The sequence below is a fragment of the Pseudomonas sp. Pseusp49 genome (assembly GCF_059491875.1).
Genome location: NZ_CP168514.1, coordinates 1206162 through 1229930 on the forward strand (window position 1 = coordinate 1206162; position 23769 = coordinate 1229930).

Below are 23769 nucleotides of genomic sequence, written 5' to 3' on the forward strand. Positions count from 1 at the left end.
GGCGGCCACGACCCTTTTTTGAGATTGGCCCCACGAGGCGAATCTGACGTTATCCATATAAAAAATTGAGGAGCACATCGATGCGCGTCATTCTGCTGGGAGCTCCCGGGGCCGGTAAAGGTACTCAGGCTAAGTTCATCACCGAAAAATTCGGCATTCCGCAAATCTCCACCGGCGACATGCTGCGTGCAGCGGTCAAGGCCGGCACCGAGCTGGGCATCAAGGCCAAGAGCATCATGGATGCCGGTGGCCTGGTGTCCGATGACCTGATCATCGCACTGGTCAAGGACCGTATTGCCCAGCCAGACTGCGCTAACGGTTTCCTGTTCGACGGCTTCCCGCGCACCATTCCCCAGGCTGAAGCCCTGGTGACTGCCGGCGTCGAGCTGGACGCAGTGGTTGAAATCGCCGTCGAAGACGAAGAAATCGTCCAGCGTATCGCCGGTCGTCGTGTTCACGAGGCCAGCGGCCGCGTGTACCACATCGTCTACAACCCGCCGAAAATCGCCGGCAAGGACGACATCACCGGTGAAGAGCTGGTACAGCGCAAGGACGACACCGAAGAAACCGTGCGTCATCGCCTGTCGGTCTACCACTCCCAGACCAAGCCGCTGGTGGAGTTCTACCAGACGCTGTCGGCTGCCAATGGCAAGCCGAAGTACAGCCATATCGAAGGCGTCGGTTCGGTTGAAGCGATCACCGCCAAGGTGCTTGCAGCCCTGAGCTGAAAAGTCTGAATCGCTTCATCTTCTACGGCCCGCTTGCGGGCCGTAGTTGTTTATACTGACGCACTTTTTCTGACCTCTTGTTACGGATACATCGATGAGCACCTTGCTGGCCCTGGACACCGCGACTGAAGCTTGCTCCGTTGCCTTGCTGCATGACGGCAAGGTCACGAGCCATTACGAGGTGATCCCGCGCCTGCACGCGCAGAAGCTGTTGCCGATGATCAAGCAATTGCTGGCCGATGCTGGCACCACCCTGCAAGCGGTCGATGCCATTGCGTTCGGCCGTGGGCCGGGAGCCTTCACCGGTGTGCGCATCGCCATCGGCGTGGTGCAAGGCCTGGCGTTTGCCCTGGATCGCCCGGTGCTGCCGGTGTCGAACCTGGCCGTGCTGGCGCAACGTGCATTGCGCGAACACGGCGCCACTCAGGTCGCCGCTGCCATCGATGCGCGCATGGATGAAGTGTATTGGGGGTGCTACCGCGAAAAGGCCGGGGAGATGCGTCTTGTTGGCGCTGAAGCGGTACTGCCGCCGGAGTCCGCGGCATTGCCGGCCGATGCCGGCGGCGAGTGGTTCGGTGCCGGTACCGGTTGGGGGTATGGCGAGCGTATCGCGGTCAGCCTGAGCGGCCAGGACGCGGCCATGTTGCCCCATGCCGAAGACCTGCTGACCCTGGCGCGATTTGCCTGGGCGCGTGGCGAGGCGATCGTGGCTGACGAGGCGCAGCCGGTTTATCTGCGGGACAAAGTGGCCACACCAAAGGCGCGTTAACCGTAAAAGATCGCAGCCTGCGGCAGCTCCTACAGGGGAATGCGATCTTCTGTAGGAGCTGCCGCAGGCTGCGATCTTTTCCAGTCGTCATTTTCTAACCCCAGCTTTTAAACCTTTTGCCTTTTATGTGTTCTAGTTATCACTCGGCGGTTTGCGAAGTGGGTTTTGCGCCACTAAACTGCCATCACTGATTCCGAGTATGCACGTATGCGTATCGACGGCGTTTCCTCTCAGTCCTACCCCATCAAGCGCAAGCCACGCAAAGACCCTGTGGTGGAAGACGACGCCATTGATATCGAAGGCGAGCCCGAATTCCCGACTGAAGAGCAACTGGCTGCCCGCGCCGCCAAAGCCTCTGCGCAAAAACTGAGCAATCTTCCCGCCCGTCAGCACGACATGATTTACCACCGTGCCATGAGCAAAAGCGTGGCGACGGCGCTGGCCAGCTACCTGAGTACCGCCGGTTTCGTCGATTGGGATACGGATGTGCTGGGTCTCGACCTGTACATCTGATGTTGCTGCCGTATCACCTCGGTTGCCCGTCCTGGAGCGAGAACGCCTGGCGCGATTACCTGTATCCGCCGCACGCCCGACCCGCCGAGTTTCTTGATCTCTATTGCCAGGTTTTCAATGCCGTAGAAGGCAACACGACCTTCTACGCCAGCCCGGCTGCCAGCACCGTGCAGCGTTGGGCCGAAACCATGCCGCAGCACTTTCGCTTTACCGCCAAGTTCCCCGGCGAGATCAGCCACGGTGGCGACCTGCGCGAACAACTGACAGCCGCCGAAACCTTCCTGCAATTGCTCAGTCCGCTGGGTGATCGGGTGTCGCCATTGTGGTTGCAGCTGTCGAAAAGCTTCACGCCCCAACGCTTGCCCGAGTTGGCCGGATTTATCGATGCCCTGCAGCGCCCGCTGGCCGTTGAAGTGCGTCATGGCGATTTCTTCGCCAAGGGTGACAGCGAACGGATGCTCAACCGTCTGCTGCTGGATCGCGGTGTTGAACGCATCTGTCTCGATCCCCGAGCGTTGTTCAGTTGCACATCGACCGAGCCGTCAGTGCTTCACGCCCAATCGAAGAAGCCTCGGGTGCCTCCGCGTCCGGCGGCGTTCACGCTGTGTCCGCAGGTGCGTTTTATCGGCCATCCGGTGCTTGAGGCCAACGATTCGTTCCTGGAACCCTGGGTCGAGAAAATCGCGCTGTGGATCGAAGAAGGGCGCACGCCGTATATCTTCCTGCACACCGCCGACAACCTGCTGGCCGCGAAACTGGCGCAGCGTTTTCACGCCAGGCTGATGCGGCGTCTGCCTGGCTTGCCGGCGCTGCCTGAGCTATACAGAGAACCCGCCGCCGAGCAACTTGGCCTGCTCTGAGGCGGATTCTTTTCCCCTCTTCAGGAGCCTGCCAAATGGATGCGCAAACCCTTCGAGCCCAGGCGTTCAAAGCCCTTCACGAACGTGCCGGCGCTTTTGTGATTCCCAATCCGTGGGATGCCGGTTCAGCGAAGATGCTCGCCAGCCTCGGCTTCGAGGCGCTGGCGACCACCAGTGCCGGTTATGCCTTTTCCCAGGGCCGTGCCGATGGCGGCTTGAGCCTCGACGATACCCTGATGAACGTTCAGGCGATTGTCGCCGCCACTGACCTGCCGGTTGCCGTGGACCTGGAAAACGGCTTTGCCGACAACCCGGCCGACTGCGCGAAAAGCATCTTGCGCGCGGCAGAGGCCGGAGCCGTCGGGGGTTCGATTGAAGACGCCACCGGCCACGAAGAAGGCCCGATCTACTGTTTCGACCACGCCGTGGCGCGCATCGAGGCCTCTGTGGCTGTCGCTCGCAGTTTGCCGTTCCCCTTCACATTGACCGCCCGGGCCGAAAACTTCCTGCATGGCAATCCTGATCTGGCCGACACCATCCGCCGCTTGCAGGCGTTCGCCGAGGCTGGTGCCGATGTGCTTTACGCACCTGGTTTGCGCAGCGCCGAGGATGTGCTGGCGGTGGTGCGCGCGGTGGCGCCCAAGCCGGTGAATGTGTTGATGTCGGGCGGCTTGAAGCTGACGGTCGCGCAGTTGGCTGAAATGGGCGTCAAACGCATCAGCGTCGGTTCGGCGCTGGCGTTGGCGGCCTATGGTGAATTCTTCCGCGCCGCCGAAGAAATCCAGACATCAGGCACGTTCGGCTTCACTTCGCGGTCGATGCCGTACCAGAAGGCCAATCAGTTCTTCAAAGGCTGAGGGTCAGGCGGCGATGCGCAGGTTTTGCAGGACGATCGGGCGCGCCCAACCATTGTCGAAGTCCAGTTGTTTCTGCTGTTCCCGCCGTTCTTCTGGCGAGAACGGCGGGAACGGCTTGTCGAGCAGATCGAGTTCGAATTCGGCAATCGGCAGGTGCAGCGGGCGCGGTTGCGGGGCAGGGCCGGCTTCCGGCAGTGGCTGACCGGCGTTGAGCACGAGCGGGCGAACCCAGCCGCTTTCGAAGTCCTGTTGTTTTTGCTGGGCGATGATTTCATCCGCCGGGAACGGTGGGAATGGCTTGTCGGCCAGGTCCATTTCGAATTCGGCAATTGGCAGGAACAGAGGCTCTGGCGGGCGGACCTCGGTCTCTTTGACGTCGCACTCACGCTGGGAAACGATGTGTTCCAGCAGATCGCTGCCAACGGTCGGCTCGACCGGGCTTTCGAGATCGACCGGCGGGAAATTCAGTGATTCAGGCAGCACATCACCCGACTGATCGGCCAGCGCACGGGCAAAGAAATCCTGCCAGATGTGACTGACACCGCTCAGTGCCTGGGTATTTCGCAGGTTGTAATTGCCGTAGGGCGATATAAAACCTGTGATTGTGGGTTGAATGTCTGACATTTCTCTCGGTCGACGCTCAGCTCTGGCAAAATGCTCGATAGTTTTGTTATCGGCAGTTTTTGCCGATCATTAATTTTTTGAGCGTGTTTTCCGATGATTGATCAACCCGCGGCCTGCCGCATCCATGTCCAGGCGCTGGACGCGGCTTTCGAGTCACAAGCCGAGCAATGGGCCGAGCGCCTGGGCTTGCCGATGCAAGTGGCGGACGGCGAATTTGCCTTGCAGGTGGGTGACATGGGCTTGCAGCTGCAACAGCTGGGGCCGGATGCGCCAGGGCCGGTGCGGGTGGATTTCGTCGAGGGCGGTGCGGCCCATCGCCGGTTGTACGGCGGCGGCAGCGGGCAGATGATCGCCAAGGCTGTTGGTGTCGCCCAAGGCGTGCGCCCGCGGGTACTGGATGCCACGGCAGGGCTGGGCAAGGACGCGTTCGTGCTGGCCAGCCTCGGTTGCGAGATGAGCCTGATCGAGCGTCAGCCGCTGATCGGCGCTTTGCTGGAGGATGGCCTGGCCCGTGGCGCGGAAGATTTCGACGTCGCGCCGATCGTGGCGCGCATGCGGCTGCTCAAGGGCAACTCGATCGAGGTGATGCGCAATTGGGAAGGTGAGCCGCCGCAGGTGATCTACCTGGACCCGATGTTCCCGCACCGTGAGAAAACCGCGCTGGTGAAGAAGGAAATGCGCCTGTTCCGGCCGCTGGTGGGCGATGACCCGGATGCGCCGGCCTTGCTCGAAGCGGCGTTGGCCCTGGCCAGCCACCGGGTGGTGGTCAAGCGCCCGCGCAAGGCGCCGTGCATCGACGGGCCGAAACCGAGCCATGCGCTGGATGGCAAGTCGAGCCGGTACGATATTTATCCGAAGAAGGCTTTGAAGCCTTGAAAGATCGCAGCCTTCGGCAGCTCCTACAGGGGAACGCATTCCAATGTAGGAGCTGCCGAAGGCTGCGATCTCTTTCCAGGCAACGCCAAATCAGGGCCGATAAGCCCGCATAAACAACCCCACCACTTCCCGCACATGGCTCTCCGCGGCCTCGCCGACCGGCGGCTCGCCGCAGCCATACAGCAAGCGGAAATTCCCGGCGCCCTTGAGCAGGCAGAAGAAGTGCTCGGCGGCGTTGTGTGGCTTGTCGATGCTCAGCACGCCACTCTCGTCGATCCGGCTCAGCAGGCGTTCCATGCCATGCAGCATGCGCTCCGGGCCCGCCTCAAAGAAGATTTGCGCGAGTTTCGGGTCCTGGCTGCCCAAGGTCATCATCAGTCGGTGCAGGTTCACTGATTCGTCACTGTTGATCAGTGCATGAAAACCGCGCGCGATGTTCAGCAGCACGGTTTCCACCGCCACGCCTTCGGGTAACTCGAAGAACAGCGGGGGCAATTGCTCCTCGCACTTGGCCACCACGGCGGCGGAGAACAGCGTCTCCTTGTCGTTGAAGTGGCTGTAGACCGTCAGCTTCGACACTCCGGCCTCGGCTGCAACGGCATCCATGCTGGTATTGGCATAACCCTTACTCAGAAACAGCACTTTCGCCGCATCGAGAATCGCCTGGCGTTTGACCAGATCCTTGGGTCTGCCTGGGCCATTGGGTGCTGAAAGATTGTTTGGCATATTCGCTTTTATTACTGGACTGGTGAGTTTGCTATTAATAACATACTGCTCAGTATAATTATTCAAAGCACCGTTAGCGAAAGGTCCTTCACCATGTTCCGCTATGTCTTGCCCCTCGCGTTGCCAGTCACCCTGGCTTTTTTACTGTCTGCGTGTGGCTCCGACGAAGTGCCGCCAGTCAGCGTGCGCCCAGCCATGGTGGTTCAGCCAGAGCCTTCGGCACAGTCCATGGAAAGTTATCCAGGGGAAGTCCGTGCGCGTTATGAGCCGGACCTGGCGTTCCGCATCGGCGGTAAAGTCAGCCGACGACTGGTAGAGGAAGGGCAGCGGGTCAAGGCCGATCAACCCTTGGCGGAGCTCGATCCTCAAGACGTGCGCCTGCAACTGGAGGCCACCCGGGCCCAGGTCGCTGCAGCTGAAGCCAATCTGAGCATGGTGCGTGCCGAGCGTGATCGCTACAAAACCCTGATGGATCGTCAGCTGGTCAGCCGTTCGCAGTACGACAATCACGAAAACCTCTATCGCTCCGGCGAAGCGCGCCTCAAGCAAATCAAGGCCGAATTCAACGTTTCCAATAACCAGGCCAGCTACGCCGTGCTGCGTGCGCCGCAGGACGGCGTCGTGGCCAAGCGTCTGGTGGAAGTCGGGCAAGTCGTGGCCGCGGGGCAAACGGTATTCACCCTGGCGACCGATGGTGAGCGTGAAGTGCTGATCAGCCTGCCGGAACAGAACTTCGGCCGTTTCAAGGTCGGTGAGCCGGTGGCGGTGGAGCTCTGGACCCAGCCCGGCCAGCGTTTCGAAGGGCGCATCCGTGAGCTGTCGCCGGCGGCTGATCCAAAGTCCCGTACGTTCGCGGCGCGCATCGCCTTCACCTCCGGCAAGGTGCCGGTGGAGCTGGGCCAGAGCGCCCGGGTGTTCGTGCAGGCCGCCGACGTGGTGCCTCTGTCCGTTCCACTGTCGGCGTTGACCGCAGAAAACGGCGTGACCTATGTCTGGGTCGTCAGCGCCAACAACACCTTGAAGAAAACCCCGGTGCGAGTGGGTGCCTTCGGTGAGAAAACCGTACCGGTGCTCGAGGGGCTCAACGCCAGCGACTGGGTCGTGGCCGCCGGTGTCCATGTGCTTCTCGAAGGGCAGCAGGTGCGTCCAGTGGATCGCTCCAATCGCGTGGTCAATCTGGCGAACAAGGAGTAAGCCCCGATGCGCTTCAACGTTTCCGAATGGGCGCTGCGTAATCGCCAGATCGTCCTGTTCCTGATGCTGTTGCTGGCCATCGTCGGCGCACTTTCCTACACCAAGCTCGGCCAGAGTGAAGACCCGCCGTTCACCTTCAAGGCCATGGTGATTCGCACCAACTGGCCGGGCGCGACCGCCGAGGAAGTCTCGCGCCAGGTCACCGAACGCATCGAAAAAAAGCTGATGGAAACCGGTGAGTACGAGCGCATCGTTTCGTTCTCGCGGCCCGGGGAATCCCAGGTCACCTTCATTGCGCGCGATTCCATGCACTCGGCAGAGATCCCGGAGCTCTGGTATCAGGTGCGCAAGAAAATCAGTGACATCCGTCATACCCTGCCGCCGGGGATTCAGGGGCCGTTCTTCAACGATGAATTCGGTACCACGTTCGGCAACATCTACGCCCTGACCGGCGCGGGTTTCGACTACGCCGTGCTCAAGGATTACGCCGACCGTATCCAGATCCAGCTGCAACGGGTCAAGGATGTGGGCAAGGTCGAACTGCTGGGGTTGCAGGACGAGAAAATCTGGATCGAGCTCTCCAACGTCAAGCTCGCTACCCTCGGCTTGCCGCTGGCGGCCGTCCAGCAAGCCCTTGAAGAACAGAACGCGGTGTCCACGGCAGGCTTCTTCGAAACCAGCAGCGAGCGACTGCAGCTACGGGTCACGGGGAATTTTCAGACGGTCGAGGAGATCAGGAACTTCCCGATCCGCGTCGGTGATCGCACCTTCCGTATCTCCGATGTGGCTGATGTGCGGCGTGGTTTCAATGATCCACCGGCGCCGCGCATGCGCTTCATGGCGCAGGACGCCATCGGCCTGGCGGTGGCGATGAAGGACGGCGGAGACATCCTGGTATTGGGCAAGGCACTGGAAGTCGAATTCGCCCGCATCCAGAAAAACCTCCCGGCCGGCATGGAGCTGCGCAAAGTCTCCGACCAGCCGGCGGCGGTGAAAACCGGGGTGGGCGAGTTCGTGCAAGTGCTGGTCGAGGCGCTGGCCATTGTGTTGCTGGTGAGCTTCTTCTCCCTCGGCGTGCGCACCGGCATGGTGGTGGCCCTGGCGATTCCGCTGGTGCTGGCGATGACGTTTGCCAGCATGTATTACCTGGGCATCGGCCTGCACAAGATTTCTCTCGGTGCATTGGTACTGGCGCTGGGCTTGCTGGTGGACGACGCGATCATCGCCGTGGAAATGATGGCGATCAAAATGGAGCAGGGGTTCGACCGGGTCAAAGCCGCGAGTTACGCCTGGACCAGCACAGCGTTCCCGATGCTCACCGGTACGCTGATCACCGCGGCCGGCTTCCTGCCGATTGCCACGGCGCAATCGGGCACTGGCGAATACACCCGTTCGATCTTCGAGGTGGTCACCATCGCGCTGTTGGCGTCGTGGGTGGCCGCGGTGGTTTTCGTGCCGTATCTCGGGGAAAAACTCCTGCCGGACCTGGCGAAAATTCACGCCGCCAAGCACGGTGCCGGCCAACCCGATCCCTATGCCACGCCGTTCTATCAGCGCGTCCGGCGTCTGGTGGAGTGGTGCGTGCGTTGGCGCAAAACCGTGATCGCCGCGACTGTGCTGTTGTTCATCGCCTCCATTGTGCTGTTCAAGTTTGTGCCGCAGCAGTTCTTCCCGGCATCGGGTCGCCTGGAGTTGATGGTCGATCTGAAACTGGCCGAAGGTGCTTCGCTGAGCAACACCGCCGATGAAGTCAAACGCCTCGAAGCACTGCTCAAGGACAAGGCAGGGATCGACAATTACGTGGCGTACGTCGGCACCGGTTCGCCGCGTTTCTATCTGCCGCTGGATCAGCAACTGCCGGCGGCGAGTTTCGCCCAGTTTGTCGTCCTGGCGAAAACCATCGAAGAACGGGAAGCCCTGCGCACCTGGTTGATCTCAACCCTCAACGAGCAATTCCCCGCTCTGCGCTCGCGGGTCACGCGCCTGGAAAACGGTCCGCCGGTTGGTTACCCGGTACAGTTCCGTGTGACCGGGGAGCACATCGAGGAGGTGCGGGCGCTGGCGCGCAAAGTCGCGGCCAAGGTTCGCGAGAACCCGCATGTGGTCAACGTCCACCTGGATTGGGAAGAACCGAGCAAGGTGGTGTACCTGAACATCGATCAGGACCGCGCGCGGGCGCTGGGCGTGAGCACGGCGAACCTGTCGAAGTTTCTGCAAAGCTCCCTCACCGGTTCCAGCGTCAGTCAATACCGTGAAGACAACGAGTTGATCGAGATCCTGTTGCGCGGCACCGTGCATGAACGCACCGAGCTGTCATTGCTGCCGAGCCTGGCGGTGCCGACCGATAACGGTCGCAGCGTCGCGCTGTCGCAGATCGCGACCCTGGAATACGGCTTTGAAGAGGGCATCATCTGGCACCGCAACCGCCTGCCTAACGTGACGGTTCGCGCCGACATCTATGACAAGCAGCAACCGGCGACACTGGTGCAGCAGATCATGCCGACCCTCGATCCGATCCGCGCCGAACTGCCTGACGGCTACTTGCTGGATGTCGGCGGCACCGTTGAAGATTCGGCGCGCGGACAGAACTCGGTGAAGGCCGGCGTGCCGTTGTTCATCGTGGTGGTGTTGACCTTGCTGATGCTGCAACTGCGCAGTTTCTCGCGCACGGCGATGGTGTTTCTGACGGCGCCGCTGGGGTTGATCGGGGTGACGCTGTTTCTGTTGGTGTTCCGCCAGCCGTTCGGCTTCGTGGCGATGCTGGGGACTATCGCCTTGTCGGGGATGATCATGCGTAACTCGGTGATTCTGGTGGATCAGATCGAGCAGGACATTGCTGCCGGATTGAAACCCTGGCAGGCGATCATCGAGGCCACGGTGCGGCGGTTCCGGCCGATTGTGCTAACGGCGCTCGCTGCTGTTTTGGCGATGATTCCGTTGTCGCGCAGCGTGTTTTTCGGGCCGATGGCGGTGGCGATCATGGGGGGGTTGATTGTGGCTACGGCGTTGACGCTGCTGTTTTTGCCGGCGTTGTATGCGGCCTGGTTCCGGGTCAGGAAGGAGTCTGTTTGATCGGGGCATTTCCGTTTCTTCGGTAGTGGCGGCTGGCGGTCTCGCCCCCCCCTCGCTGAGGCTCGGGGTTCCTTCGCTCCGGCATTCATCCGGGGGCATTGCCCTCCGGTCGGCTTCGCTTCGACCTGCATGCAATGAGTTCGACTGCGTCGAACGGCGCTGCGCGCCATTCCCCGGATGAACACCGGAACGAGGCCTGCCGAGGGGGCGGGTGGATCAAGATCAAGAGCTGCAGGCGAGCTAACGCTCGGCCTGTAGGAACTGCCGAAGGCTGCGATCTTTTGATCTTGATCTTCCGCCCTTTCGACATTGTCAAAAATCAAAATCAAAAGATCGCAGCCTTCGGCAGCTCCTACAGGGAAACACTCTCCCATCAGTACCAGGTCGGTCGGTAGGCACCTGTGGGAGCGGGCTTGCCCGCGAAGGCGTCCTGACAGTCAACAACGTTTACCGCCCAAGCCAACCATTCAGACCATTCCCACAAGACTTTCAGCTTGCCCGTCAGAAGCACGATCTCTAGCCTTTGTCCGTCGCTGCCAATTCAGCGACCGGGACTGCAAGCCCGCGAATAGTCGTTAGGCGCCTACTTTGGGAGCTTCGCAATGATCAAAGGCTGTCCTGATTACTCTGCCTCTGAATCCGAGAAACAAACGAGAATTTCAAACCGCCCCTGCCCAATTTTCACCATCCACCCAGGCGTCGACTCCGAAACCTTGCTGGTCCATGCCTACGAAACCCTCGCTTCAGCCAATGTAATGGCAACCGAACTGTCGTCCATCCTGGCCGGCCCAACCTGCAATCTGGCACTCGGCATTCAGCAGATGATTGTCCTGGCGCAACTATCAGTGAATCGCGTGCTCGATCAGTTGGATCAGCAGCAATAGCAATACGAAGAAGCCCGCTGAACCTGTACCCATCAGCGGGCCCTCATTGTTCCTACATTTATCTCGGACCCGTCTGATATTGAGGCTCATGAGCCCAGGTGTTGTACTCAAACCCCGGTTTTGTGAATGTTTGAGACAGTGCGTATGAAGAATCCACCCAGGTTGCGGGGACGGACCGACCCGGTGTTTGATCGGCTAGGGCAGTCGCCTCACAAGGAACGCCTCGCGGATTACCTGGCTCTGCTCAAGCCCTTGGACGATCAGGGGCGTTATCTGCCATTCGATGCGTTGCGCTATCGCTGGGCACCGGGTCTGGATTCCAGTTTGTGCTGGGCCTTGGTCAAGAAAGCCCGGACGGCGCAGTATTCGAGTCTTTTGCCATTGGGTAATCCGGTGCGGTGGCTGCAATTCGTGCTGACGCCACTGGCGCAAAAGGCTATTTCCGCAGTAGACCGGCAAACCACTACGGCCGTGCTGGAGTACATGACCAGCCAGATCGGCGAGCGTGCGCACTTCAGCTATCTGCTCAATGACCTGATTGAAGATGAAGCCATCAGTAGCAGCCAGCTCGAAGGCGCGGCAACCACGACACGTGTGGCCAAGGACATGCTCAAGCGTCATCGCCTGCCGCGTACGCCGGACGAGCGAATGGTCATCGGTAATTTCAAGATGATGAACTTCGCCTGGGAGCAGCGCTACGAGCCTTTGAGCGTTGAGTTGATCGCGGCGATGCACCGCGTCGGCGTCGAGGGCATCGATGATCTGCAGTATTCGCCGGGGGGGTTCAGAAGCCGTGATGATGTCGTGGTGCAGGATGGCGAGGGCAACACCGTTCATACGCCGCCGCCCGCAGCAGGTATCGGGTTGCGTTTGCAGGCGCTGGCGCAATGGATCAACCATTCCCATAACAACCTCCATCAAGCGGATTACCTTCATCCTTTGATCAAAGGCATCGCTCTGCATTTTGCCCTGGGTTATGAGCATCCTTTTCGTGACGGCAACGGTCGGGTCGCGCGGGCGCTGTTTTACTGGTTCATGTTCAAGAATGACTTTTCGGCGTTCCGCTACATCGCGATCAGCGTCTTGCTACGCAATGCACCGGTGAAGTACGGGCGCTCATACCTGGATACCGAGGCGGATGATCTGGATCTGACGTATTTCATCGATTTCCAGTGTTCGGTGGTGCTGCGTGCCGTGGGCAGTTTTACCGAGGCGTATCGGAAAAGTCTGGTTGATGCCGAGTGCTTTGATCGATGGTTGCGGGACAGTGGTTTTCTCGAGCAACTCACGGAGAATCAGCGGGCCGTGTTTCAAGTGGCCAAGAGCGGAATGGCCAAGGAATTTACTGCGGTCAATGTGAAGGAAAACCTGGGGTGCTCTTACAACACGGCATCAGCCACATTGAATGGGCTGGTCGAGTTGAAGTTATTTGAGAAACGGAAGATGGGACAGGAGTGGGTGTTTTTTCTACGACCTGCCTCCGTGACCTGAACCAATGTGGGAGCGAACAGGCCCACTCCCGACGTTGGCATTCTTCGCGTCCACTACGCCCGTGGTCGCCCAGGATCAGTGTTTTTATGAGCAGCTCCATATCGAAGGCGCCAGTAGAATACTGACGCCTGTGACATGAAATAAGTGGATCTTGCGTCAAGTGTCGATCCGCAGGTTTTTAGGTAGAGGCACCGAAACCTGGAAGAGGAACAACATCATTTGGTTTCAGTATCAGATTGTCTGGATGAAGTCCCAGCGACAGTCGACGCTGGCCATAGGTCTCAAATGAACCGACCAGCCTGTAACGTCGGCCCGGTTTGATCATGGAGGGGTCATATTTCAGATAGAAATTGGGTTCCGCGGTCAAGCCGACCCCTTCACACACAAGGGTCTCGTCGTTCTCATCGCTAGCGGGTTCAATCAGATTTACATACAGTTTCGAGTCCGCAGGGTAACCAATCCTCGGCATCCAGGTCTTTTCCACGGCGATGTAGCCCAAGGGGCTCAAGTAAATGTCTGTATCGTGATCCCCACCTGCCCAATGGAACTCTCGCTCTATATCCAGCAAGAGCGCGGTGTTCTGATGGGAGATTTTTACGTTGATGACAAAGCGACTTCCGACGTCATACCGGTTTGAAGCGACATGGACAGCGAAATTGATGGGGCGTGCCGAGGGAAGTGTGTTGCTGCCCCATATCCCGTGAAGGGTTGGCCTGGTTCTGTCGGTAACGTTTTGTACTCTGATATTGATGTCGCAGCCTTCCGGTACTTCGTAGTCCGGAGGAAAGTGCAAGAGTGCGTTGATTGTATGTTGCGTCATAATGATTTCCTTATCCGTTGGTTCGTCGAAATGACGAGCGCTGAGCGTACCCCCAACGCAATCAAGCCTTGCGTAGGAAAAACTCTCTGTGAGAAGGCGAATCGCATATGGGATTGATCGGAAACGTCCCTGTTTCCGGGAAAGGTGACGGTCAGTTGCGCTCGATAAGGTCCGCCGCATCTTCACTACAATGCAGCGCACCCGTTCAGGCTCGTTGCCACAGCGGTTTCTCGGGACCTAGAGCGTGCCGAATACCTTCTTTGCCAAACTGGTCGCCGCCGCCGCCGGGTTCTGGCGGATGGTCTCCTCCTGTTTGCCGATCATTTCGAACAAGCCATTCAACGCCTGTTCGGTGACGTAGTTTTCGACGTTGGCATTCTTCGCGTCCACTACGCCCATGGTCGCCGCTTGCCCGGCGAACGAGTTGTACTGCTGGGCCAGGCCCACCTTGTCGGTGGCTTGCTTGACGATCGGCAGGAACTTGGCGCGGATCTGTTCGCGGCTGGTCTTGTTCAGATATTGGGTGGCCGAGTCGTTGCCGCCGCTGAGGATGCCCTTGGCGTCTTCCACGGTCATTTTCTTCACGGCATCGACGAGGATTGGCTGGGCCTGGGTCACGGCGGTTTCGGCCGCCTTGTTCATGCTGGCTTCCAGTTCATCGACCTGGTCACCCATGCCGAACTGTTTCATTTTGCTGGCGACCTTGCCCAGTTTGCCCGGCAGTTCGATTTTTACTTCCGGGTTGTTGCTGAAACCGCCCGGGGTGCCGAGTTGTTTCACGGCCAGTTGCGCGCCTTGGGTGAGTGCGTCCTTGAGCCCGCCGGTGGCGTCTTTCTGCGACAGGTCGCTGAGGGAGAGCGCCAGGGCGTTGGCACAGATCATCAAACCTGCGCACAGGCCGGCAAAACGAAGGGTAGGGCGGAGCATGGCAGCTTCCTTGTTCAGAAAAGAGAGAATTAGCGAACGGCGTCGACGCGGATTTTCAGCGGTTGCGGGTCCTTGCCATCAAGACGCACGGCATGGTTTTCGGTGGTGATGAACATCAGCTTTCCATCGACTTCGATGCGCGCGCTGACTGAGTAGCGATGGCCGGGTTTGACCTGCGCCGGATCGTAGCTCAGATGAAACGGCAGTGGCACCTGGCCTTTGACCGGGCCGTTCTGTTCGTCGAGGACAATGGCCGGTGCGTCGGCCAGAGACACGTCCTGCAAGCTCACGCTCAGGGTAGCGGTGGGCGGCAGGGCGCTGCGTTGCAGGTAAAAGACTTCGCCGTCGAGGCTGGCCTTCGGGGCAGGTTGCAGGGATTGGCAGGCGCCGAGCAAAACCGCAAGCCCGAGGAGAGAGAGTTTTTTCATGAAGCGGATCCTTGTCATCGGCGCCCGAAGAAGACCGGCGCCAACGACAATTTAACGGATTTTACCGAGGATATCGCCTAACTTGCCTGGGGAGTGTTCTCAGACGAGCTGGACCAGTACTTCCTGTTCCTTCACATGATCGACACCCAGTTCCACCGGGTGAGTTTGAGTGGAGATGAAGTGCAGATGGTCTTCGTGGTTGATGCGCGCGCTGAGTGCATAGCGATGGCCGGGCAGGACATCAGCAAGCTTGTACGTCAGGTTGAAGTTCAGCCCGGCTTTTTCTGCATTGGTAGTGATCTGTACGGCCAGCTCTTTTGCTGCGACATCTTGCAGACTGACATCCTCCAGACGGACATAAAGAGTCGAGTTACGCCGCAGTACAGTATTTTCCAGGAAATACACTTTACCGCTGATGCTGAGGAGTTCGTTGCTCATATTGATTTCCTTATCGATTGATCGTCGGTAGTGACGAGCGTCCAGCATAGGGTCGAGGCAACGTTTGCTATGTAGGGGGATTCCTGCGAGCAGGGACGAAAAAGTGGTGGCATGAGCCAGAAGCGTCCTTGCTTCAGCCATGAAACTTCCGCGCAGAGATGTGAGTAAGTCAGACTGGCGTCACCAACTCCGCCGCATCTTCACTGCGATGCAACGCCACTTGCCGGATCGACAAGCGGATCTCCGCCGGCAAGACTCGTTTGGCCGCGCCTTCGGCCAGTTCGCCGAGCAGTTCGTGATAACCGAGCTTGCCCGCTTCATCGCGTTTGAGCACGTCGAGGTCGAGCATCGTCTGGATGAAGTGGCGGAACAGGCTCTTGTCGAAGAACTCCGGGGCGTTCAGGCCATGCAGGATCGACAGGCGCTGGGCCATGACCGTGCACAGGTCTTCCAGTTCTTCGGCGCTGATGCTGTTCTGACCGCTGTTGAGCAGCAGGGACACGGTCATGTAGAAGCGCTGCAGGGTCTGGGCGATGCTTTTCGATAGCAGCGTCAGCAACACGAAATGCCGTGAGCTTGGCGCCGGGCGCAGGTACACATCGTTCTCGAAACGCAGCAGGCCTTGTTCGACGAACGCCTCCAGCCATTGATCGATCACCCCGTCCAGTTCGTCCAGCGACCAGCGAATGAACAGCTCCGCTTGCAGGTACGGGTACAGCGCGCGGGTGTAGCGCAGGATCTGTTCGCGGCTCATGCGCGAGGCACTCTGGAAGAAGCTCGCCAGCAGTGCCGGCAGGGCGAAGATGTGCAATACGTTGTTGCGGTAGTAGGTCATCAGGACGGCGTTCTGTTCGTCCAGATACAGAATCTTGCCCAGGGCATCGCTCTGCTCGGACAGCAGGTCCATGTCTTTCACGTGCTCGATCAACGCGCGGCCGTCACCGTCCGGCAGGGTGGTGTGTGGCGAATACGGCACTTTGCGCAGCAGCGCCAGATACAGGTCGAGCACCCGCGCCATGGCGCGATCATCCAGAGCCAGGCGGCTGGTGGACAGTAGCGCCAGGGCAACGAGATTGACGGGGTTGATCGCCGCCGCTTCGTTCAGATGCCGGGCAACCTTCTCGCCGAGGCGGTTGGTGGTTTCGTTGAGCCAGGCGGGTCTGAACTGCGGGCCGAGTTCCTGTTGGCGCCAGTTCGGCTGTTCGCTGTCGAGGAATTCCGCCAGTTTGATCGGCTCGCCGAAGTTCACCGCGACCTGGCCGAAGCGCTGCTTGAGTGCGCCGATGACTTTGAAGATGTCGAAGATCGATTCTTTCTTCTTGGCCGCACCGCGTAACTCGCCAAGGTAGGTCCGGCCTTCCAGTACGCGCTCGTAGCCGATGTACACCGGCACGAAGACGATGGGCATGCGCGATGAGCGCAGGAAGCTGCGCAGGGTGATCGCCAGCATCCCGGTCTTGGGTTGCAGCATGCGCCCGGTGCGCGAACGGCCACCCTCGACGAAATACTCCACCGGGAAGCCCTTGATGAACAGGGTGTGCAGGTATTCGTTGAACACCGAGGTGTACAGCGGGTTGCCCTTGAACGTTCGGCGCATGAAGAACGCGCCGCCACGACGCAGCAGGCCGCCGATCACCGGCATGTTCAGGTTGATCCCGGCGGCGATGTGCGGCGGGGTCAGGCCGTTGCGGAACAGCAGGTAGGACAGCAGCAGATAATCGATATGGCTGCGGTGGCAGGGGACGTAGATCACTTCGTGACCCTGGGCGACCTTCTGCACGCCTTCGATGTGGTTGACCTTGATCCCGTCGTAGATCTTGTTCCAGAACCAGCTCAGCACCACTTCCATAAAACGGATGGCCGTGTAGGTGTAGTCCGAGGCGATTTCGTTGCCATAGCGCAGGGCCTGGGCCTTGGCTTTTTCCGGTGAAATGTTCTCGCGTTCGGCTTCGTCGAGGATCGCTTGTCTGACCTGCGGCTGGTTCAGCAGGCCCTTGACCAGGTTGCGACGGTGGGAAATGTCCGGGCCGATCACCGCCGCCTTCAGGTTGCGAAAGTGTACCCGTAGGATGCGCTGGGCCATGCGCACGGTGCGCTCGTGGCCCTTGTTGTGCTCGATCAGTTCGCGCAGGTGGATCGGTGCGGAGAACTGCACGCGGGTCTTGCGCCCCAGCACGATGATGCTCAACAAACGACGCAGACGCCCGGTCACCGCCCAGCTATCGGCGAACAGGAGTTTCCACGGGCTGTTTTCGCTGTCCGGCGACTGACCCCAGAACACGCTGACCGGAATGATCTGCGCGTCTTCGGTGGCGTTCTGGCTCAGGGCGCTGACCAGGCGGGTCAAGGTTGGTGGTGCGCCGCGCTTGTCCTGACGGCCGAGCCAGTCCGGGTCCGGCGTCAGGTAGAAGAACGCGGCCGGTTCCAGCAGGTTGCCCACCGATACCGGCAGCACCGGGCGCGGCAGACCCGCCTTGCTGCATTCGGTGTCGACCACGGCAAGGTCGGTCAGCGAGGGGTTTTGCAGGACGTAGAACACCGGACGACTGCGGTCGAGGTTGAGGGTGAACGACGACTGGTTGATCGTCTCCGAGCGAACCCAGAGGTACAACAGTCGGCGCAGGGTGCCAAACACAAGACGGCGGAACGGGGAACGGGTCATACGGCTTCTGCATGAGTGAATGAAACCAAGCGTTTGCTCGGGCGCTGCGTAGTGTGCCGGATTCGTCGAAAATCGGCAAAAAAGCGGCGAAGTAAAGTGCTATTGAGAGTTTCAGCGTCTGTCATATACTCGGCGCTCTGTCGCCGTTGCCCTCATGGGACCGGTATGCGCAGGCTGACGTTCCCGAGGCTTTCCTGCGAAAAGCCCGATCAATAATAAAAAGGGAGTATGAACAAATGGCAACACGCGAAACCGGCAACGTGAAGTGGTTCAACGACGCCAAGGGCTACGGCTTCATTCAGCGCGAGGACGGAGTGGACGTGTTCGTGCACTACCGCGCGATTCGTGGCGAGGGGCACCGCTCGCTGACCGAAGGCCAGCAGGTTGAGTATGCGGTGGTCGAAGGGCAGAAAGGGTTGCAGGCTGAGGATGTTGTAGGGCTGTAACCTTTAAGTTCAAAAGATCGCAGCCTGCGGCAGCTCCTGCACCATAACCTTGTAGGAGCTGCCGCAGGCTGCGATCTTTTTGCTTTAAGCGGTCTTCCAGGTGATCTCTTCTTCACCATCGGCGCTGATGCGAATCCAGCGGTCCGCCGTCTCTTCACCTTCTTCCTCGACCCAGGTTCCCGGCGCGCAACGCACTTCGACGTTCAGCGCGGCAAACGCGGCGCGGGCGCAGGCGATGTCGTCGTCCCATGGGGTCTGGTCGCTTTCCAGGTACAGGCTGTTCCACTTGCCGACCGCTTTTGGCAGCCAGGTCACCGGCACATTGCCGGCCTTGCACTTGTAGGTCTGGCCCTTCTGCACCCAATCCGAACACGGGCCAAGTGCCGCGCCGAGCCAGGCGGCAATGGCTTTGTGATCGACGTCGGCGTCTTTCAGGTAAATCTCGATATCGGGCTGGCGCATGGATGTCCTCACTGCGGGTCTGAAAAATCCATTCGCGGATTTAGCCGGCCTTGAGCCGTTGCCCAAGACCAAAAATGTTTGAAGTTATTGAAGAACGAAATAATCGTAGCGCATCGACACGGTGACCTCGAACGGCTCGGCCTGCTCGATAACGGCAGCACGGCGTTCGGCACTGGCGCGCCAGCCGTGAGGTGTCATCGCCAGCAGGTTCGCCCGGTCCTGACCACTGTGGAGCGTCAGTTTGAATTCCAGGGTTTCACTATGCGCCAGCGCCATGCCTTCCGGCACCAGGTCCAGGTGCTTGTCGTCGATGTACTCGCGGACCTCATCGTACAGCCGCTCGCGCAATTCCATCAGGTGGCCGCTGGTCGGCCCGACTTTCATCAGGCCGCCGCCGACGCTGAGCAGGCGTTTGGCTTCTTCCCAGTCCAGCGGGCTGAAGACGCTGGCGAGGAACTGGCAACTGCCGGAAGCCAACGGCACCCGCGCCATGCTGGCGATCAACCAGGTGAGCTGCGGGTTGCGTTTGCAGGCGCGTTTGACCGCTTCGCGGGAGATGTCCAGCGCATAACCTTCGGCATCCGGCAGCGCCTCGGCGATCTGCGCGGTGTAGTAGCCCTCGCCACAGCCGATGTCCAGCCAGCGCTGCGGCGCATAGCTGGCGGCCAGTTCCGCCAGACGCCTGGCCACCGGCGCATAGTGCCCGGCATTCAGGAAGTCGCGGCGGGCTTCGACCATTGCCTGGTTATCCCCAGGGTCGCGGCTGTTCTTGTGCTGCACCGGCAGCAGGTTCAGGTAACCCTGGCGCGCACGGTCGAAACGATGCCCGGCGGGGCAGACCACACCGTTGTCCACCGCATTGAGCGGTGCGCTGCAGATAGGGCAGGCAAGCATCAGGCGAGCAACTTGATCAGGGTCTGGTAGTAGATTTCGGTCAGCACATCGAGGTCGGCTGCCAGTACGCGCTCGTTGACCTGGTGGATGGTCGCGTTGACCGGGCCCAGCTCAACCACTTGCGTGCCCATGGTCGCGATGAAGCGCCCGTCGGAGGTGCCGCCGCTGGTGGACGCCTTGGTGTCGCGACCGGTGATGTCCTTGATGCTCGACGACACCGCGTCCAGCAGCGCGCCCGGCTCGGTGAGGAACGGCAGGCCGGACAGGGCCCAATCGACGTGCCAGTCCAGGCCATGCTTGTCGAGGATATCGGCGACGCGCTTTTGCAGGCCTTCGACGGTGGACTCGGTGGAGAAACGGAAGTTGAACACCGCCACCAGGTCACCCGGGATCACGTTGGTCGCACCGGTGCCGGAGTTGACGTTGGAGATCTGGAAACTGGTTGGCGGGAAGAAATCGTTGCCGTGGTCCCAATGCTCGGCGGCCAGTTCGGCCAGCGCCGGAGCGGCGAGGTGGATCGGGTTCTTCGCCAGGTGCGGGTAAGCCACGTGACCTTGCACGCCACGCACGGTCAGCTTGGCGCCGAGGGAGCCGCGGCGGCCGTTCTTGACCACGTCACCCACCAGGGTGGTGCTCGACGGTTCGCCGACGATGCACCAGTCCAGACGCTCCTTGCGCGCGGCCAGGCGTTCGACCACCGCCTTGGTGCCGTGGTGCGCCGGGCCTTCTTCATCGCTGGTGATCAGGAATGCGACTTTGCCCTTGTGATTCGGGTAGTCGGCGACAAAACGTTCGGACGCGACGGTCATGGCGGCGAGGCTGCCTTTCATGTCGGCGGCGCCACGGCCGCAGAGCATGCCGTGTTCGTCGATCAGCGCGTTGAACGGCTCGATCTGCCAGGCGCTCACCGGGCCGGTCGGGACCACGTCGGTGTGGCCGGCGAAGCACAGCACCGGACCGTCGTCCTGGCCGTGGGTGGCCCAGAAGTTATCCACATCCTCGATGCGCATCGGTTCCAGGGTGAAACCGGCATCGCCCAGGCGCTGCATCATCTGCTTCTGGCAATCGGCGTCGACCGGCGTCACGGACGGACGGCGGATCAGGTCGATGGCGAGTTGAAGGGTCGGCGAAAGGTCGGCGTGGGCCGTCATGTGAAAACTCCGAGGTACGCACAGTAAACCTGTAGGAGCTGCCGAAGGCTGCGATCTTTTGATCTTGCTTTTGAAAGATCAAGATCAAAAGATCGCAGCCTTCGGCAACTCCTACAGTGCAAAAGGGCGATCATTCTAAAGCAAAACGGCGACCCGAAGGCCGCCGTTTAACGTTATCCAATAACCGATCACGCCGTCGCGGGCGCAGCCTCTGTCGAAGGTTTCGGCAGCGACGACAGGAACGCCATGATCAGCGCCGCCAGATACGGCAGCGACTGCACCAGCAGCATGGTGACCCAGAAGCGCATGTCGTTGCTCGGCATGCCGTTGACCAGATAAATCCCCAGCGCCGCGCTCCACAACAGCAACATGATGAACAACTCTTCGCGCGCTTCGGAAATCGCTACCCAGAAGCCATGGTTGTCGGCGTTTTTCGGTGTGCGGAAGAACGGAATGCTGCTGGTGAAGAAGCCGTACAGCACCGCTTTTGCGATGGTGTGAGACAACGCCAGACCGGCCAGCGCCGCGCAGAAGGCATCCTTCAAGTTCACCCCGACCGCACGACGGTAGAGGAAGATGATCTTGGCTACCTTGAACACGAACAGCGCCAACGGCGGGATTGCGAAGATCAGCAGCGGTGGATCGACCCGTTGCGGCACGATGATCATTGCCGCCGACCACAACAGTGCACCGACGGTGAAGAAGATGTTCATGCCGTCCGCCACCCACGGCAACCAGCCCGCGAGGAAGTGGTAACGCTGGCCGCGGGTCAGCTCGGTGTCCTTGCCGCGCAGCAGGCTGGCGGTGTGGCGCTTGATGATCTGAATCGCTCCGTAGGCCCAGCGGAAACGCTGTTTCTTGAAGTCGATGAAGGTATCGGGCATCAGGCCTTTGCCGTAGCTGGTGTGGTAGTACGCCGCCGACAGGCCTTTCTCGAATACGCGCAGGCCCAGTTCGGCGTCTTCACAGATGCACCAGTCGGCCCAGCCCAGCTCTTCGAGCACCGAGCGACGGGTCATGGTCATGGTGCCGTGCTGGATGATCGCGTCGCGGTCGTTGCGGGTGACCATGCCGATATGGAAGAAGCCTTTGTATTCCGCGTAGCAGAGCTTCTTGAACGTGCTTTCGTTCTGGTCGCGGTAGTCCTGCGGCGACTGCACCACGGCGATTTTCGGGTCGGCGAAGTGCGGCACCATGTGCTTGAGCCAGTTGCGGTCGACACAGTAGTCCGAGTCGATCACGGCAATCACCTCGGCGTCCTTGGCGGTGTGCGGAATCAGGTAGTTCAGCGCGCCCCCCTTGAAGCCGGCCAGCGGTGCCACGTGGAAGAACTTGAAGCGCGGGCCGAGGGTGGCGCAGTAGTCGCGCACCGGTTCCCAGACCGCCGGGTCCTTGGTGTTGTTGTCGATGATCAGGACTTCGAAATCCGGATAGTCGAGGTTGGCCAGGGCGTTGAGGGTCTGTTTGACCATCTCCGGCGGCTCGTTGTAGCAAGGCACGTGAATCGACACTTTCGGGCGGTAGCCGGAATCGCCTTCCACTGGCAGGAATTCGCGGCGGCGCTTGTGCACCCACACCGCTTCGGCCAATTCATGGGCTTCGGTCAGCAGCACGATGAACACCCCGAGCGCACCGAGGGCAAGCAGGAAACCCACTGTCAGACTGAACCAGGTGCTGTATTGCTGGCTGTAGTCGTAGCCGATCCACACCAGCACCGAACCGCAGAGGAACGCGATGAAGGTCAGGAAGGTGCGACCACGCTGGCGCAGGGCCGAGCCGTCGATCATCAGCAGGGTCAGCGACAACAGCGCCAATACCACCGAACCGATGGCCAGTACGCGCCATTGCGGAATCGCCACCACCGGGCCTTCGAAGTTGAACTTTTGCTGGCGCGCGGCGTTGAACACGCCCCAGTAGGCGCCGACGGAACCTTCGTCGCTGGCTTTCCACGGCTGGTCAAACGCTTCGATCACGAAGTAGTTGAAACCCTGGCGATTGAGCTTGTTGACCAGGGTTCGCAGGTAGATCGCCTGGTCTGCGGGCGAAGCATCGGCGCCACCGCGCATGCGGCCGTTGCTCGGCCAGCCCACTTCGGACAGCAGCAGCGGCTTTTTCGGGAACATCTTTTTCAGGTCGCGGGCGCGATCCAGAACGAACTGCTGGGCCTTGTCTACTGGAATGAATTCCCAGTAAGGCAGGACGTGCGCGGCGATCAGGTCGACGTGCCTGGCCAGTTCCGGGTGTTCCTCCCAGACGTGCCATTGCTCGGACGTGGTCACCGGCACCTTCACGGCGGCGCGCACGCGATCGAGCATCACGCTCAGTTCGGCGGCGGTGATTTCCTTGCGGAAGATCGCTTCGTTGCCGACCACCACACGAACCACGCTGCGCGAGGAGTTGGCGATTTCGATGGCGCGGGTGATTTCCCGTTCGTTGCGTTCCTGGTCCGGGCTGATCCAGATCCCCAGTGTCACCCGCAAGCCGAATTCTTCCGCCAGTTTCGGGATGTCTTGCAGGGTGCCATCGACCGAGTAGATGCGGATGTTGTCCGTCAGCTTGCTCATGATCTCCAGGTCACGGCGCATCTCATCGTCGGATGGATACTGATCCTTCTGTGGGAATTGTCCTTGCTGGAACGGTGAGTAGGAGAAACCGGAGATCTGCTCCGGCCAGTTGGGGGCGGTGACCGGGCGATTGATCAGCGCCCAGAAGCCGGTAAACAAGGCCGCGATGGCGAGCACCACGACCAGGTTGAGTCCAAATTTACGCGATGACATGGTTATTTCAGGTTCCAAAGGCTGTGGAACGAAGGAACGGTTGGCTGCCGCCAAAGGGCGCGCATCCTACACCGGCAGCTCACTGAACGTACATCGGACAGGGAAATGCCTGACGTTGGGCAATTGGCTTTCACATAAGTTCTTACACTTGTCGCTTGAAACTTAAATCT

At 60.1% G+C, this 23769-nt stretch carries 22 protein-coding genes; 11 read left to right on the forward strand and 11 right to left on the reverse strand.

Annotation, left to right across the window (positions count from 1 at the left end):
• The first annotated feature begins 80 nt into the window (after positions 1–80).
• From adk to ACEN83_RS05215, 5 genes are all read left to right on the forward strand, one after another.
• A complete protein-coding gene (adk, locus tag ACEN83_RS05195; protein ID WP_007975015.1) occupies positions 81–728 on the forward strand; it encodes an adenylate kinase in 648 nt (215 codons plus the stop codon).
• A gap of 94 nt (positions 729–822) precedes the next feature.
• The gene (gene tsaB, locus ACEN83_RS05200; RefSeq protein WP_495579686.1) at positions 823–1497 is read left to right on the forward strand and encodes a tRNA (adenosine(37)-N6)-threonylcarbamoyltransferase complex dimerization subunit type 1 TsaB; all 675 of its coding nucleotides are present in this window, start codon (positions 823–825) and stop codon (positions 1495–1497) included.
• A gap of 207 nt (positions 1498–1704) precedes the next feature.
• Positions 1705–2010, forward strand: a complete 306-nt coding sequence (locus tag ACEN83_RS05205; protein ID WP_495579687.1) for a hypothetical protein — start codon at positions 1705–1707, stop codon at positions 2008–2010.
• On the forward strand, positions 2010–2870 hold the full coding sequence (locus tag ACEN83_RS05210; RefSeq protein ID WP_495579688.1) for a DUF72 domain-containing protein: 861 nt from the start codon (positions 2010–2012) through the stop codon (positions 2868–2870). The genes ACEN83_RS05205 and ACEN83_RS05210 overlap by 1 nt, the downstream gene beginning before the upstream one ends.
• Before the next feature lie 35 nt (positions 2871–2905).
• The gene (locus ACEN83_RS05215; protein WP_495579689.1) at positions 2906–3727 is read left to right on the forward strand and encodes an isocitrate lyase/PEP mutase family protein; all 822 of its coding nucleotides are present in this window, start codon (positions 2906–2908) and stop codon (positions 3725–3727) included.
• A 3-nt stretch (positions 3728–3730) separates the two neighbouring features.
• Here ACEN83_RS05215 and ACEN83_RS05220 read toward each other — a convergent pair whose 3' ends face one another.
• Positions 3731–4351, reverse strand: a complete 621-nt coding sequence (locus tag ACEN83_RS05220; RefSeq protein ID WP_258684351.1) for an energy transducer TonB — start codon at positions 4349–4351, stop codon at positions 3731–3733.
• A gap of 93 nt (positions 4352–4444) precedes the next feature.
• Here ACEN83_RS05220 and ACEN83_RS05225 point away from each other — a divergent pair, with 93 nt between their 5' ends.
• Positions 4445–5227 carry a class I SAM-dependent methyltransferase gene (locus tag ACEN83_RS05225; protein ID WP_495579690.1) on the forward strand — a complete coding sequence of 261 codons (783 nt, stop codon included), beginning with the start codon at positions 4445–4447 and terminating at the stop codon, positions 5225–5227.
• Between the two features lie 90 nt (positions 5228–5317).
• Here ACEN83_RS05225 and ACEN83_RS05230 read toward each other — a convergent pair whose 3' ends face one another.
• A complete protein-coding gene (locus ACEN83_RS05230; protein WP_495579691.1) occupies positions 5318–5953 on the reverse strand; it encodes a TetR/AcrR family transcriptional regulator in 636 nt (211 codons plus the stop codon).
• 93 nt (positions 5954–6046) lie between these two features.
• On the opposite strand from ACEN83_RS05230, the gene ACEN83_RS05235 reads away from it, so the two are divergent.
• From ACEN83_RS05235 to ACEN83_RS05250, 4 genes are all read left to right on the forward strand, one after another.
• Positions 6047–7147: an efflux RND transporter periplasmic adaptor subunit gene (locus tag ACEN83_RS05235; protein ID WP_495579692.1), complete on the forward strand. Its 1101-nt coding sequence runs from the start codon at positions 6047–6049 to the stop codon at positions 7145–7147.
• Positions 7148–7153: 6 nt separating this feature from the next.
• On the forward strand, positions 7154–10219 hold the full coding sequence (locus ACEN83_RS05240; protein ID WP_495579693.1) for an efflux RND transporter permease subunit: 3066 nt from the start codon (positions 7154–7156) through the stop codon (positions 10217–10219).
• Positions 10220–10821: 602 nt separating this feature from the next.
• Positions 10822–11103, forward strand: a complete 282-nt coding sequence (locus tag ACEN83_RS05245; RefSeq protein ID WP_495579694.1) for a DUF6124 family protein — start codon at positions 10822–10824, stop codon at positions 11101–11103.
• A gap of 144 nt (positions 11104–11247) precedes the next feature.
• Positions 11248–12594, forward strand: a complete 1347-nt coding sequence (locus tag ACEN83_RS05250; RefSeq protein ID WP_495579695.1) for a Fic family protein — start codon at positions 11248–11250, stop codon at positions 12592–12594.
• Positions 12595–12772: 178 nt separating this feature from the next.
• Here the strand turns inward: ACEN83_RS05250 and ACEN83_RS05255 are convergent, their stop codons facing one another.
• The 5 genes from ACEN83_RS05255 to plsB form a co-directional block, all read right to left on the reverse strand.
• Positions 12773–13414 (reverse strand): hypothetical protein, encoded by a 642-nt coding sequence (locus tag ACEN83_RS05255; protein ID WP_495579696.1) that lies wholly within the window; start codon positions 13412–13414, stop codon positions 12773–12775.
• A 237-nt stretch (positions 13415–13651) separates the two neighbouring features.
• A complete protein-coding gene (locus ACEN83_RS05260; RefSeq protein WP_007978428.1) occupies positions 13652–14341 on the reverse strand; it encodes a DUF4197 domain-containing protein in 690 nt (229 codons plus the stop codon).
• Positions 14342–14370: 29 nt separating this feature from the next.
• The gene (locus ACEN83_RS05265; RefSeq protein ID WP_116582979.1) at positions 14371–14769 is read right to left on the reverse strand and encodes a YbaY family lipoprotein; all 399 of its coding nucleotides are present in this window, start codon (positions 14767–14769) and stop codon (positions 14371–14373) included.
• Between the two features lie 99 nt (positions 14770–14868).
• A complete protein-coding gene (locus tag ACEN83_RS05270) occupies positions 14869–15207 on the reverse strand; it encodes a YbaY family lipoprotein (protein ID WP_007978424.1) in 339 nt (112 codons plus the stop codon).
• A gap of 169 nt (positions 15208–15376) precedes the next feature.
• Positions 15377–17869, reverse strand: a complete 2493-nt coding sequence (plsB, locus tag ACEN83_RS05275; RefSeq protein WP_495579697.1) for a glycerol-3-phosphate 1-O-acyltransferase PlsB — start codon at positions 17867–17869, stop codon at positions 15377–15379.
• 236 nt (positions 17870–18105) lie between these two features.
• Between plsB and ACEN83_RS05280 the strand changes: the two genes are divergently transcribed.
• Positions 18106–18315, forward strand: a complete 210-nt coding sequence (locus ACEN83_RS05280; protein WP_007954750.1) for a cold shock domain-containing protein — start codon at positions 18106–18108, stop codon at positions 18313–18315.
• Positions 18316–18399: 84 nt separating this feature from the next.
• Here ACEN83_RS05280 and ACEN83_RS05285 read toward each other — a convergent pair whose 3' ends face one another.
• From ACEN83_RS05285 to ACEN83_RS05300, 4 genes are all read right to left on the reverse strand, one after another.
• Positions 18400–18777 (reverse strand): hypothetical protein, encoded by a 378-nt coding sequence (locus tag ACEN83_RS05285; RefSeq protein WP_007978418.1) that lies wholly within the window; start codon positions 18775–18777, stop codon positions 18400–18402.
• An 84-nt stretch (positions 18778–18861) separates the two neighbouring features.
• A complete protein-coding gene (locus ACEN83_RS05290; RefSeq protein WP_217837362.1) occupies positions 18862–19671 on the reverse strand; it encodes a putative RNA methyltransferase in 810 nt (269 codons plus the stop codon).
• Complete coding sequence (gene dapE, locus ACEN83_RS05295; RefSeq protein ID WP_015093751.1) at positions 19671–20822, reverse strand: succinyl-diaminopimelate desuccinylase; 1152 nt, start codon at positions 20820–20822, stop codon at positions 19671–19673. The genes ACEN83_RS05290 and dapE overlap by 1 nt, the downstream gene beginning before the upstream one ends.
• Positions 20823–21010: 188 nt before the next feature.
• Entirely contained in the window at positions 21011–23599 is a 2589-nt protein-coding gene (locus ACEN83_RS05300) for a glycosyltransferase (RefSeq protein WP_495579698.1), read from the reverse strand.
• Between the last annotated feature and the right edge of the window lie 170 nt (positions 23600–23769).

Bases quoted from the DNA above. Each gene is read 5' to 3' on its own strand.
- dapE (WP_015093751.1), bottom strand. From the start codon at position 20,822: ATGACGGCCCACGCCGACCTTTCGCCGACCCTTCAACTCGCCATCGAC.
- ACEN83_RS05215 (WP_495579689.1), top strand. From the start codon at position 2,906: ATGGATGCGCAAACCCTTCGAGCCCAGGCGTTCAAAGCCCTTCACGAA.
- ACEN83_RS05290 (WP_217837362.1), bottom strand. From the start codon at position 19,671: ATGCTTGCCTGCCCTATCTGCAGCGCACCGCTCAATGCGGTGGACAAC.
- ACEN83_RS05265 (WP_116582979.1), bottom strand. From the start codon at position 14,769: ATGAAAAAACTCTCTCTCCTCGGGCTTGCGGTTTTGCTCGGCGCCTGC.
- ACEN83_RS05250 (WP_495579695.1), top strand. From the start codon at position 11,248: ATGAAGAATCCACCCAGGTTGCGGGGACGGACCGACCCGGTGTTTGAT.
- ACEN83_RS05220 (WP_258684351.1), bottom strand. From the start codon at position 4,351: ATGTCAGACATTCAACCCACAATCACAGGTTTTATATCGCCCTACGGC.
- ACEN83_RS05225 (WP_495579690.1), top strand. From the start codon at position 4,445: ATGATTGATCAACCCGCGGCCTGCCGCATCCATGTCCAGGCGCTGGAC.
- ACEN83_RS05235 (WP_495579692.1), top strand. From the start codon at position 6,047: ATGTTCCGCTATGTCTTGCCCCTCGCGTTGCCAGTCACCCTGGCTTTT.
- ACEN83_RS05230 (WP_495579691.1), bottom strand. From the start codon at position 5,953: ATGCCAAACAATCTTTCAGCACCCAATGGCCCAGGCAGACCCAAGGAT.
- ACEN83_RS05285 (WP_007978418.1), bottom strand. From the start codon at position 18,777: ATGCGCCAGCCCGATATCGAGATTTACCTGAAAGACGCCGACGTCGAT.
- ACEN83_RS05280 (WP_007954750.1), top strand. From the start codon at position 18,106: ATGGCAACACGCGAAACCGGCAACGTGAAGTGGTTCAACGACGCCAAG.
- adk (WP_007975015.1), top strand. From the start codon at position 81: ATGCGCGTCATTCTGCTGGGAGCTCCCGGGGCCGGTAAAGGTACTCAG.
- ACEN83_RS05255 (WP_495579696.1), bottom strand. From the start codon at position 13,414: ATGACGCAACATACAATCAACGCACTCTTGCACTTTCCTCCGGACTAC.
- tsaB (WP_495579686.1), top strand. From the start codon at position 823: ATGAGCACCTTGCTGGCCCTGGACACCGCGACTGAAGCTTGCTCCGTT.
- ACEN83_RS05245 (WP_495579694.1), top strand. From the start codon at position 10,822: ATGATCAAAGGCTGTCCTGATTACTCTGCCTCTGAATCCGAGAAACAA.
- ACEN83_RS05210 (WP_495579688.1), top strand. From the start codon at position 2,010: ATGTTGCTGCCGTATCACCTCGGTTGCCCGTCCTGGAGCGAGAACGCC.
- ACEN83_RS05240 (WP_495579693.1), top strand. From the start codon at position 7,154: ATGCGCTTCAACGTTTCCGAATGGGCGCTGCGTAATCGCCAGATCGTC.
- ACEN83_RS05205 (WP_495579687.1), top strand. From the start codon at position 1,705: ATGCGTATCGACGGCGTTTCCTCTCAGTCCTACCCCATCAAGCGCAAG.
- ACEN83_RS05270 (WP_007978424.1), bottom strand. From the start codon at position 15,207: ATGAGCAACGAACTCCTCAGCATCAGCGGTAAAGTGTATTTCCTGGAA.
- ACEN83_RS05300 (WP_495579698.1), bottom strand. From the start codon at position 23,599: ATGTCATCGCGTAAATTTGGACTCAACCTGGTCGTGGTGCTCGCCATC.
- ACEN83_RS05260 (WP_007978428.1), bottom strand. From the start codon at position 14,341: ATGCTCCGCCCTACCCTTCGTTTTGCCGGCCTGTGCGCAGGTTTGATG.
- plsB (WP_495579697.1), bottom strand. From the start codon at position 17,869: ATGACCCGTTCCCCGTTCCGCCGTCTTGTGTTTGGCACCCTGCGCCGA.